Below are 12028 nucleotides of genomic sequence, written 5' to 3'. Positions count from 1 at the left end.
AAGGGATGCGAAGTTGAAGTTCCATTGGTGGGCATGACGTTGCCCATGTGCCGCGGGTACGCACCTTAGGGGCGGCCAGCGATAACCAGGAATCGATATGACTACGTTCACGGTGTACTGCCACGGTACCGGGTTCAACCGGGTAAAGGCGACGGAAAGCAATGAGCTGGTGGCTTGGTTTCATAACCATACGGACGGCTCGGAGGCGAGGCTGGCAGGGTCGCTGGTTACTCCGGGCAGCTATCTGATCAACGAGGGGCCCGGCTCGGGAATGGTCGGGGGCATCGCGCTTCCCCAGCAGGTCAACCCGATCACGGGCAATCGCATTTCGGGGTCGGGTGGTGGTGGCTCGTCGTTCAGCAAGGCGTTGGGTGGCAAGACCTCCACGTCGAAACTGACGCGCTCGAACAAGGTCGGCAACGCGCTGGGGAATCTCAGCGGACTCGGCTGGGACGAGAACGTGATCCGTACGGTCAACATCATCCAGGACTTGATCTTCGAGCATGGCCAAGCCATCGATCGGGTGAACCTGGCGGGCTGGAGCCGTGGCGCGGTGACGTGCATCCGCATCGCGGCGGCCCTGAACGAGGTGTTCGGCAACGAGCTGGAGTGCAATATTTTCGGGGTCGACCCGGTCGCCGGGTTGAGTGCCGGCAAGACCATCGAGGACACCACACGACTGACCCCCAACGTGGCACGTTACATCGCGATCATTGCGATGCACGAGATGCGCAAGTCATTCAAGCCGCAGGACTGGAGTCGCCTGACTGTCGTCGATCCGGGCCGCACCACGGCGGTGATGCTGCCGATGCCGGGTGTGCACAATGCCCAGGTGATCCCGAACGAGCCTGCCTACGCCGCGTATATCACGCGGAACCTGGCCTGCGGATTCCTGCGCAGCCTCGGTACCTCGATCGATGGCGTTCCCTACAACTTCCTTTGCTCGGCAGCCGACATGTGCGAGGGATACGCCCGCCTGGTCATGGGGCTTTCCGAACACAAGAGCTACCAGACCAGCGGGATGAAGAACCGCATCGTTGGCGGTGGATTGCGACGGCGTTCCGCCGCCAAGCATTCCAGGATGGATCTTTACACCCGCGGCGGCAAGGAAAGCTACTGGATCAACGAACATCACCGGGCCTGTTTCGCGGCCGCCTATCCCGGTGCCTATCAAACGATCTTCGAGGATGTCGGCAACGGCAACCTGCTGCTGTCCAAGGTCGACAGCCGCTTGTTCCAGGCCGTCGGAAGCAGCGCGTTCCTGCGTGATTCGCTGATGAGCAAAGGATTGCTGACGGACGATCCCACGTACACCGTCGAGGTTGGTGGTGGCCGCTATGCGGATCGCCGCGTCAGTGTCTGGCCGGCAACTTTCCCCTTGCACGCATGAAGCGCGGGGTGGGTTCGCTGTGCTCCGGACCAGACAGGTATGGAGATTTTTCTGCTTTTCATTGATGCCCGAGTGCCCGCGATGCGTGCGCTCCCACCCCATTGAAGGATGTCGAAATGGCCATTGAATACCACTCGCTCGGCGGGCAGAAAAAGGTCAACGAGATCGTGATGGCCGGCAGCCACGACGCCGCGATCAATTCGGGCGGCATCCGTGCCCGTACCCAGAGCAAGTCGATCTATCACCAGGCCAAGTGCGGCGTGCGCATTTTCGATATCCGCATTTCGGGTCAGCGAACCGGCCACGGCGGCGCCAAGCTTTCCGCGTTCCACGGCAAGAACACGCCGGAGTTGAAGTCGAAAAACGTGGGCGGAACCACCCGGAACATCGAGGTCACGCGCATGGTGCTCGGCGATTGGGGCATGGACCTGGACGACATCCTCGATGGCGCGTTCCGCTTCGTCGAGAAGTACCAGGACGAATTCCTGATACTCAAGTTCGACAAGTCGGCCAACTACGAGTTGATCCTCGAAGCTTGCCAGAGCAAGTTGAAAACCCGGCTCTACAAGAAGCCGGGCAATCTGGCCAACCATACCCTCGACGAAATGGGCGGCAAGGTGGTCTGCGGGTTCATGCCTGACGGCTTTTCCAAATTGAGCCAGGCGGGCGCGACGATTGCGGATGGTGCGGCACAAGTTGTCAGCCTCTATCCCCATGGCGTGATGCCCGACCATATCAACGGCCTCGTCTATTACGGGAAGGGTGGAACGGATATCGTGCAGCCTCTGGACTATGCATTCAGCTCTCCGGTGAAGGGGAAGTTCCTCCAGAACATCGACAAGCAGAGGCGCATTCTTGGCGACGCCAATACGGCGCATTACTCGCGTGACGTGCTCCGGATGATGTATTGGACGCAGACCGGCATGGTGCGAAGCATCAAGGGCAGGGACAAGAAGGCCTGGACCACGAATGGAAAGCAGCAACTGAAGCAGTTGTGGACGGAAGGTGGCTACAACTACATGAGCAACAGCGTTCCGGAGGCCTTTCCCCTGGATTCGCACGCCACGAATTTCCAGATATACCTGCCGAATTTCATCATGGTCGATTTTGCCGACGAGAACAAAGGACAGACGATCTACGATCTGAATCGGCTGAGTCGGGCCGACATCATTCAGTTGAACAACGGTATCGACAAGCCGGGCAATTCCGTCCAGTTCAACGTGTAAATCAATTCAGGGGCGCTTTCCGCGTATGGGTGAGTCAGCTTGATTCCTCATCGGACGCGCAGGGATCTTGGAAAGCAGAACCGCGAGGGTTTGCCTTCCATCTTGGGGCCATGGGACATGCCATCGAAGCCATTGAGCATGGGCGAGTTCAGAGCCATGGGTGAGCTGGCGCGTGCCCGCCAGCGGCTAGTCGCCAACATGTTCGGCGGCACCGGACTGAAGTTCGGTACCAGGAGCAAGTTGTCGGTGGCGAAGGAATTACTGTCAAACGACTAAGGACGCCCGGTACGGCGCATAATTCATCCAATCATTGAGGGAGAGGGAAGCTCATGCCTCCAGCAGCGCGACTTACCGACATGCATGTCTGCCCGATGTTTACCGGACCGGTGCCACACGTGGGCGGTCCCATTTCCGGCCCGGGTGCGCCCACGGTGCTCATTGGGGGATTGCCCGCTGCTCGGGTGACCGACATGGCCGTCTGCGCCGGGCCACCCGACATGATCGCCATGGGCTCGTTCAAGGTGCTCATCGCCAACATGCCGGCGGCCCGCATGGGTGACATGATGGCGCATGGCGGAACCATCGTGCTCGGTTGTTTCACGGTGATCATCAACTGACCGGGGAAAGTCATGGAGACGCCGCGTGCTGCAGTGATCACCGGCCTTGATCGTTGGCGGGCGCCAGAGGGCGGATCGCCATCCCGCGAGCCGGGCGCCAGGCATTTGCCTGGGATGCCGGAGCTCGGCGGGTGAGCCGGTCATCCGCTGGTCGGGTCGGAAGCGGTCGCCGCGGCCCGGATCTGTCGCATCGCGTGATGAAGACGATGCGGCAGGCAATCGAAGCGCATCAGGCAGGCCGTCTCGACGAAGCCGAGGCCGGCTATCGACATGCCCTGCAGATGAAGGCGGGCCAACCCGACGCCTTGCATTTCCTGGGAGTCCTGCGTCACCAGCGCGGCGACAGCGATGACGGCACCCGATTGATCAGGATGGCGCTGCGCGCGGTGCCTGGTCACGCGGAAGCCCACAACAACCTCGGCAACATCCAGAAGGAGTCGGGACATCTCGCCGAAGCAGAAGCCTGCTACCGCCGGGCGCTGGCTTGCGTCCCTCATCATCTCGATGCGCTGGGCAATCTTGCCATCGTACTGGAGGCCCAGCGGCGGCCCACGGAAGCCCTCCGGTTCTATGAAGAGTTGCTGCAACAGGCACCCCGTCTTGGCCGCGCCCACATGCTGATGGGCTTGTTCAAGAGCAGTCATCTGGACGTGATCGAGGACCTGGCCGACGCCGTGGACTGTTTTCGGGAGGCCTGGCACTGCGACCAGACCGATACACGTGCCTTGCAGGAGCTGGGGGTGTCGCTGTACGTGCTGGGCCGGTGCGAGGAGGCGGTTGACGTCTACCGCGACTGGTTGTCGCGCGAGCCGAACCATCCCGTGCCGCGCCACATGCTGGCGTCCTGTGGTGGCGGCACGATGCCTGCCCGCGCGGATGACGCCTACGTACGGGAGATCTTCGACGGGTTTGCGGACAGTTTCGACGAGCAGCTGCTGGACCGCCTCGACTATCGTGCGCCGCAGGTATTGATCGAGCACCTGGTCGGCATGCTGGGCCCGCCCGCCGCCCGCCTGGATGTGCTCGATGCCGGTTGTGGCACCGGGTTGTGCGCGCCGCTGGTTCGCCCGTACGCGCGGCGGCTTCATGGTGTCGACCTGTCCGGCAAGATGATCGACAAGGCGCGCAGCCGCGGCGGCTATGACGCGCTGGAGGTCGCCGAACTGGGCCGGTTCCTGGGCAGCGGCAGCAGGTGCTGGGATCTCGTGCTGTCGGCGGACACCCTGATCTATTTCGGTGACCTGCATGAAGTCGTGCAGGCCACCCATGCATCGCTGCGGCCCGGCGGGATACTGGCCTTCACGCTCGAAGTGCTGGAGGGTGACGACGATCGCGTCGAGTTGCATCCCAGTGGCCGCTATCAGCACAGCCGGCGTCACGTGCTGCAGGCGCTGGAGGCAGCGGGGTTCGGCGAAGTGCAGATGGCGGCGCACCCGCTGCGCAAGGAGCTTGGCCGGCCCGTGTCCGGCTGGGTGGTTCTGGCTCGTCGCGGCAACTGAAAGCAAAGGGCCTGCCAGACTGTGCGCCGCAGGACGGGCGCTGACGGGATATTCGCCTCTCCCGGGCTGGACGGGAATATGATAAACATTGGGGATTCGCAAGAACGCAATCGCGTGCTCGCTGGGGGAGATGGGAAATGACGAATCGGATGACACTGAAGTCAGACCTCGGTGACAAGCTGCTGCCTGCCAGTCTGTCTGGTGGCGAGCAGCTGGGGAGGCTGTTTTCCTACCAGTTGAAGCTGATCAGCACGGACAGCGAAGTGAAGCTGCTGCCTCTGCTCGGCAGCTCGATGACGGTCACCTTCGAGTCCGAGGGTTACAAGCGCTATTTCAGCGGCATGGTCTCGGAAATTTCGCAGACCGGGTTCGAAAGCTTCAAGGAAGAGCGATTTGCCGAGTACGCGGTGACGCTGGTGCCGAAGGCCTGGCTGCTGATGCACAAGGTCGATTGCCGCATCTACCTCAAGCAATCGGTGCCCGACATCGTCAAGGCGGTGCTGGCCGAATTCGGCTATGGCGACGTGAAGCTGAGCCTGAGCGGCAACTATCCGGCCCGCGACTATTGCGTGCAGTACCGCGAGGATTACTTCAACTTCATCAGCCGGCTGATGGAGCAGGAAGGCATCTACTACTTCTTTCAGCACACCGATGGCGTGCACACCATGGTGCTCGCCGACTCGCTGGGGGCGCATGCCACCACCAGCGGGTACGCACAACTTCCGTATCGTCCGCAGGCCGGCGGAAGCCGCGCGGCGCTGGAGGTCTCGATCACCGACTTTTCATCGGCCCGATCGGTGCAGACGACCAAGTATTCGCTGACCGATTACGACCCGATGAAGCCGAAAACTTCGCTGCTGGGGGAGGAAACGATCAGCAACGCCGACGAAAACCACTCCGTCAACGGACTGGAGTCGTTCGACTTCCCCGGCGATCACGAGACCAGCGACGCGGGCAAGCACTACGCCCAGGTACGTCTCGAATCGATCAACGTGGCGCAGTCGCTGTGCTCGGGCTCGACCAACGCGCCGGGACTGTTGACTGGCGCGCTGTTCAAGCTGACCAAGTTCCCCCGCGCCGAACTGAACCAGGAGTACCTGGTCACCGGATCGACCGTGCACATCGAGAACGCCGCGCGCACCTCCGGTGGGTCGGATGGCGAGCTGTTCTTCTGCAACTTCTCGGTGATCAGCAGCCGCCAGCCGTTCCGCACCATGCAGACGGCGATCAAGCCGATGGTCGTCGGCCTGCAGACCGCCGTGGTGTCGGGAAGCGACAAGGCCGAAGACATCTCGGTGGACAAGTACGGCCGCATCCAGGTGACGTTCCACTGGAACAAGTCGGACAAGAAGAATGCCCACATTTCCTGCCCGGTCAGGGTGGCATCGTCCTGGGCCGGCAAGAACTGGGGCGCCGTGCACATTCCCCGGGTCGGGCAGGAAGTGGTGGTCAGCTTCCTCGAAGGCGACCCGGATCGCCCGCTGGTGATCGGCAGCGTCTACAACGCCGACAACCTGCCGCCTTACGCGCTGCCCGACAACAAGACCCAGAGCGGCGTCAAGAGCCGCAGCCATGAAGGCGGTGGCGCGGACGACTTCAACGAAATCCGCTTCGAGGACAAGAAGGGCAGCGAGGAGCTGTTCCTGCACGCGCAGAAGGACATGCGCGAGGAAGTGGAGAACGATCATTTCGTGCAGATCGACCACGACGAGAAGATCACCATCAAGAACGACCAGACCGAGGACATCACCGGCAATCGCACGGCGACGGTGGGCAAGGACGACAAGCTGGACGTCAAGCAGAACGGCACCACCACGATCGGCCAGAAGTTCAAGCTCGATGCGGGCACGGAGATCGAGCTGGTCACGGGTGCTTCGAGCATCGTCATGAAAAGCGATGGCTCGATCACGATCAAGGGCGTCAACATCACGATCGACGGCAGCATGAAGATCGCCGCCAAGGCTGGCGTCAACATGGACCTCGGTGCAGGCGTATCGCTGAAGGCCCATTCCGACGCGCAGGTCGAAGTGGCCGGCGGCGCCATGACGACGGTCAAGGGCCCGATGCTGATGCTCAAGGGCGAGGCGATGACGCAGATATCCGGCGGCATCATCATGATTGGCTAGGTTGGAGAGCACGTCGATGTCATCTGTCATGCAAGCATCCGTCCAGATGGAATTGTCCGAGCCGGCCAGTGCGCTGCTCACCCCCGACATGACCGCGCAGGCCGCCGTGCAGGCGCTGGTGGCGGCCGGGCAGGTGCAGGATGCGTTGAAACTGCTGGCCCGGATGCTGCCCAAGCGATACGCCGTGGCCTGGCTGTGCCAATGCGCACGCGACCAGGTACTGGACCCGGAAGACAAGGCCGGTGCCTCGCTGGCCGAGAAGTGGGTGCGCGAGCCGAACGAAAGCAATCGGCGCGCCGCCTTCGAGTTCGCCAACGCGGGTGGTTACAAGTCGGCTGGCGCCTGGGTGGCGGCGGCGGCGGGCTGGTCGGGCGGCAGTCTGGCGCCGGCTTCGCAGGAAACCCCGGTGCCCCCGGCCGACCATCTCACGGCCTGCGCCGTCGTGGCGGCGATCAACATGCTGGCTGCCCTGGTGAACGAGAAATTCGAAAGCCGTCGTGCCGCCTTCATCGAGCCGGCGATGAACCTGTTGAACGGGGTCGCCGGCGCCACCTGAGTTGCCGCGGGGCGAGCCAAGGAAAGGGGGTCGAGCCGACATGACCTTGCCCGGCGTGGCGTGGGGCGATACGATTGTGGACGGCAGATTTTTTGTGAGTTGCCGGCTGTAGTGGCCGGTTGCGCGTCGGTTTCCCGGTAGGTGGTTCGCAGTTTCTGGCACTACGGTAGTGCTCGGCTCGGGGCGGGAATGGAAGGTTGGAGGGGCAGGATGCTCGGTCGTGGATGTGGAAGTCCCAGTGCCAAATATGGTTGTGAACCCGGTTCACGGCCTTGCCGCGATCAGTCGCTGGTCTTCATGTGGGTTCGAAACCTGGTTCACCGCATGAGCCGTGATGATGCGTTCGTCACCGCCGTGCCGATCTGACAGTTGCTGGGGAAATACGCGTGCCGATGTCGCAGAGCCTGATCCTTGCAGTCGCTGGCCGTCAGGCTGCCCAGTTCGGCAGCCGAAGCAGCAAGGCGTTCGAGGGGGCGGGTGGAAGCATCGGACGTTCCGAGGATTGCGATTGGGTGCTCAGTGCATCTGGCGTGTCGCGTGTCCACGCGATGATCCGCTTCCTCAACGGCATGTATTTCATCGAGGATCGCAGCACCAACGGCATGCTGCTCAATGATGCGCCGCTGATCAAGGGCGATCCCTCGGCGTTGAAGAACGGCGACCGCCTGCTGATCGATACCTTCGAGGTCGAGGTGCGCCTGCAGGACGCGGGCAGCTCGACCGCGTTGCCTGATTTGTCCCCGCCGCCTTCGGCGCCATCCATTCCGGCGGGGTCCATCCCTGCGGGGGCGCTCGACCCGCTGGATTTCGGCTTGCTCGATATCGCTCCCCAGGCGCCTGCATATCCGCCGGCGATGGGCGGCGGCATTCCGCTCGACGCCGACCTGATTCCCGGCGCCGTGTCACCCGCGTCGGGCGGCGAGCTTGATCCGTTGAGTTTTCTGGGCTCTTCGGAGAGCACCTCCGGACTGCTTTCCGGCGCCACCACCGGCAATGCCAGTTCGAGCTGGAACCACTCGTCCAGCACGGAGGATTTCTTCCATCCGCCGATGACGACCGAGCAACGGCAGTCCACCGCGAACGCGCTGCCGGAGAACTGGGACCTGACCATGGGCGACTTTTCGTCGCCGCCAAGTCCGGCGCCGGCGCCGGTCATGCCGCCGCCCGCAGCCGTGGCGCCGCCTCCGGTGGTCGCGCCGACGGCCCATGCGCCGCCGGTGGTCCCGTACATGCCGCCTCCGGCGGCTTCGACGGCCTTGCCCACGGATGTCAACCAGATCTTCCGGGTCGTCGTCGATGGCGTGATGGACGTGCTGCGCGCGCGGGCGGAGATCAAGAACACGTTCCGCCTGCCGGTCACGATCATCCAGCGTTCCGAGAACAACCCGCTGAAGTTCGCGCCCAATCCGGAGGATGCGCTGGCCAAGATCATGGCGCCCTCGAACGGCGCCTTCATGTCGGGGACAGCGGCCTTCGAAGATGCCTTCGACGACATTCGTTGCCACCAGATGGCCATGCTCGCCGGCGTCCGCGCCGCGTTCGAATCCCTGCTGGTGCATTTCAACCCGGACCGCTTCGAACAGGAAACCGATGGCGCGAAGCGGTCGGCATTCGCCGGCAAGGGCAAGTACTGGGAAAAGTACCGCGAACACTTCGAAGGTCTCTCGCGTGATCCCGACGAATGCTTTCGGCGCCTGTTCGGCGACGAGTTCGCACGGGCTTATGAAGAACAGTTGTCACGCCTGAAGTCGGCGCGGAGAATGCAGAAGGCACATCACTAGCGGCGCCGGGGGGCATTGCAGGTCGCAGATCGAAGGACGGATTCAGGGGACGTGCCGGCACGCTGATGGCCGGCACCGACACACCCGGCAATGCTGTCGGGGACTCACAGGGGCAGGTGCGACGCATGACGGATATGAACAAGGTCGTCTGGAGCGAGGGACTCTTCCTTCGGCCCCAGCATCTGCAGCAGCAGGAACGCTATCTCGAGCGCTTCGTGGAACTGCGCGCTGGCAGTCTGCGCCCTTACACCTGGGGCTTTTCGGAACTGGAACTGGAGACCGATCTGCTGGCGATCGGCAAGCTCGGGATCAAGCGCGCCCGCGGCGTGTTCCCCGATGGCACGCCGTTCTGCATGCCTGCGGACGATCCGCTGCCGCTGGCGCTGGAGGTCGATGGCAACTGGCGCGACCAGACGGTGTTCCTGACCTTGCCGTTGCGCTCGCCGGCACAACCGGACAGCGGGCGCCCCGAGGCACCTGCCGAAAAGCTGTTCCGTTTCCGCGTGCGCGAAACCGAGGTGCGTGACGCCTCGGGCAGCGTCGACGGGATGACGGCGCTGGAGGTGGGCGGTCTCAACAGCCGGCTGTTGCCGCAATCGCAACCGCTGGAGGGCCTGGCCCAGATTCCCGTCGCACGGATCGTGGAGTGTCGTTCCGACCGGCGGGTGATCCTCGAAGAGGCGTTCATGCCGACGGCGCTGAGCTGTCATGCCGCACCGAAGCTCACCACCTTCCTCACCGAGCTGCTTGGCCTGCTGCACCAGCGTGGCGAGGCGCTGGCCAGCCGCGTGGCGGTGACCGACCGCGGCGGCGCCGCCGAGATCGCCGACTTCCTGTTGCTGCAGGTGGTCAACCGCTACCAGCCACTGATCGCCCATCTTGCCGCCGCGCCGATCCTGCACCCGGAGGACTTCTACCGGGTGCTGACCGAGATGGCCGGCGAGTTGTGCACGTTCACCGCGCCGGGCAAGCGGCCGCCGGCATTTCCGCCGTATCGGCACGAGGCGCTGTACGAGAGTTTCGAGCCGCTGATCCAGGCCCTGCGCAGCAGCCTGAGCGCGGTGATGGAGCAGACGGCGATTCCGATTCCGCTGCAGCAGCGCAAGTTCGGCGTGTGGGTGGCCGTGGTGCCCGATCTCAGCCTGGTCGACAGCGCCGCGTTCGTGCTGGCGGCCAAGGCGGACATGAAGTCCGAAGACCTGCGCCGGCAGTTGCCCGCGCAGTCGAAGATCGGTCCGGTGGAGAAGATCCGCGACCTGGTGAACCTGCAGCTCCCCGGCATTCCGGTGGCGCCGATGCCGGTCGCGCCGCGCCAGATTCCCTACAACTCCGGCTACCTGTATTTCGAGTTCGACAAGAATTCGCCGATGTGGCGGGCCTTGAAGACGTCGGGCGGCATCGCCTTCCACTTCGGTGGCGAGTTCGCCGGTCTCGACTTGCAACTGTGGGCGATCAGAGGTTGAGCGCATGAACAGCAACGGTCCCCATGACGACGATCCCATGCGCGATGCGACGGTGGTCCGTCCGCGCGGAGCACCGCCGGCGCCCATGCCCGCCCCGCCACCGGCTGCTGCAGCGCCCGTCGCACCCGCGGCAGCTGCACGCGGCCCGGTGTCGCGCGCCGAGATGGCCCCTCCGGCCGCGATCAGCGACTTTCTGGGCGGCGGTCTCAACGCCCTGGTGCAGGCCGCCAGCCCGCTGCTGCTGCTGGCCGTGCAGTTGCGCAACAGCGTGTCACAACCCGATGCGGCTCATCTGCGCGAGCAGGTGATTGCCCAGGTCCGTCAGTTCGAAAGCAACGCGCAGGCCGCCGGCATCGTCGCCCAGACCATCACCGCGGCGCGCTACGTGCTGTGCTCGACGCTGGACGAATCGGTGATGAACACGCCGTGGGGGCAGCAGAGCGGTTGGGCGGCGAAGACGCTGCTGGTGGTCTTCCATGGCGAGTCGTACGGTGGCGAGAAATTCTTCATCATCCTCGACCGGCTGTGTGCCGATTTCTCGAAACACATCGACCTGATCGAACTGATGTACATCTGCCTGGCGCTCGGCTTCGGCGGGCGCTACCAGATCGAAGCCGATGGTCGCGCCAAGCTGGCCGACATCCAGGAAGAGCTGTACCGCCGGATCAAGGCACAGCGCCCGCCCGCGGCAGAGGAACTGGCGCCGCACTGGAAGGGCATCGAGGATCGGCGTAATCCGCTGGTGCGCCACGTTCCGCTTTGGGTGATCCTGGCCGCAGGCGCCTGCCTGCTGCTGGGCGCCTTCCTGTATTTCTTCACGCGGTTGAACGAGCTGTCGTCACCGGTCAGCGCGCAGGTTGTGCAGATCGGCCTGAAAACCGCGGTGCCGCCGGACGACGCGCAGCGTCGCCAGGCCCAGCCCAAGGTCGAGCGCAAGAGCCTGAAGCAGTTGCTGGCGCCGGAGGAGCAGGCTGGCGCCCTGACGGTGGACGAGAAGCCGGACGGTTCGGCGCTGGTCCGCCTCAATGCCGCCGCCATGTTCGCATCCGGCGGCACCGAGGTGGCCGACAAGCAGGTTCCGATGCTGCATGCGATCACCGCCGCACTGAACCAGGTTCCCGGGCGGGTCGTCGTGGTGGGCCACACCGATGACCAGCCGGTGCACTCGCTGCGCTTCAAGGACAACTACGCGTTGTCCGCCGAGCGCGCAAGGTCGGTGCTGCAGATACTCGGCGAGGGCATCGACAACAGCGGGCGGCTGGAATCCAGCGGTGCGGGTTCCTCGCAACCGATCGCACTGCCGCCCGACCTGCCGGCCAATCGCGCGCGCAATCGGCGCGTCGAAATTCTCTACAGCCCGGAGGACTGAA

Annotated in this window: 9 protein-coding genes; all 9 read left to right on the top strand. The window is 63.8% G+C overall.

Translation table 11 applies throughout. From position 1 onward, the window contains the following. Nucleotides 1-97: 97 nt before the first annotated feature. The 9 genes from AC3A56_RS16205 (at nt 98) to icmH (ending at nt 12027) form a co-directional block, all read left to right on the top strand. The gene (locus tag AC3A56_RS16205) at nt 98-1390 is read left to right on the top strand and encodes a hypothetical protein (RefSeq protein ID WP_487771035.1); all 1293 of its coding nucleotides are present in this window, start codon (nt 98-100) and stop codon (nt 1388-1390) included. A 116-nt stretch (nt 1391-1506) separates the two neighbouring features. Then, complete coding sequence (locus AC3A56_RS16200; protein ID WP_056717154.1) at nt 1507-2616, top strand: PI-PLC domain-containing protein; 1110 nt, start codon at nt 1507-1509, stop codon at nt 2614-2616. 329 nt (nt 2617-2945) lie between these two features. After that, nucleotides 2946-3233, top strand: coding sequence for a PAAR domain-containing protein (locus tag AC3A56_RS16195; protein ID WP_056717155.1), 288 nt, complete (start codon nt 2946-2948; stop codon nt 3231-3233). A 131-nt stretch (nt 3234-3364) separates the two neighbouring features. Continuing rightward, entirely contained in the window at nt 3365-4732 is a 1368-nt protein-coding gene (locus AC3A56_RS16190) for a class I SAM-dependent DNA methyltransferase (protein WP_487771034.1), read from the top strand. A gap of 149 nt (nt 4733-4881) precedes the next feature. Then, nucleotides 4882-6858 (top strand): type VI secretion system Vgr family protein, encoded by a 1977-nt coding sequence (locus AC3A56_RS16185; protein ID WP_487771033.1) that lies wholly within the window; start codon nt 4882-4884, stop codon nt 6856-6858. 16 nt (nt 6859-6874) lie between these two features. Continuing rightward, on the top strand, nt 6875-7414 hold the full coding sequence (locus AC3A56_RS16180; protein WP_056717173.1) for a DUF6931 family protein: 540 nt from the start codon (nt 6875-6877) through the stop codon (nt 7412-7414). A gap of 392 nt (nt 7415-7806) precedes the next feature. Further along, complete coding sequence (tagH, locus tag AC3A56_RS16175) at nt 7807-9195, top strand: type VI secretion system-associated FHA domain protein TagH (RefSeq protein WP_487771099.1); 1389 nt, start codon at nt 7807-7809, stop codon at nt 9193-9195. Between the two features lie 125 nt (nt 9196-9320). Beyond that, on the top strand, nt 9321-10658 hold the full coding sequence (gene tssK, locus AC3A56_RS16170; protein ID WP_056717159.1) for a type VI secretion system baseplate subunit TssK: 1338 nt from the start codon (nt 9321-9323) through the stop codon (nt 10656-10658). A gap of 37 nt (nt 10659-10695) precedes the next feature. After that, the gene (icmH, locus tag AC3A56_RS16165) at nt 10696-12027 is read left to right on the top strand and encodes a type IVB secretion system protein IcmH/DotU (protein WP_487771098.1); all 1332 of its coding nucleotides are present in this window, start codon (nt 10696-10698) and stop codon (nt 12025-12027) included. Nucleotide 12028 lies beyond the last annotated feature (1 nt).

The organism is Rhodanobacter sp. Soil_C_14 (assembly GCF_057657335.1).
Note: the sequence above shows the minus strand (reverse complement) of the source record. Positions and strands in the feature narration are given on the sequence as shown.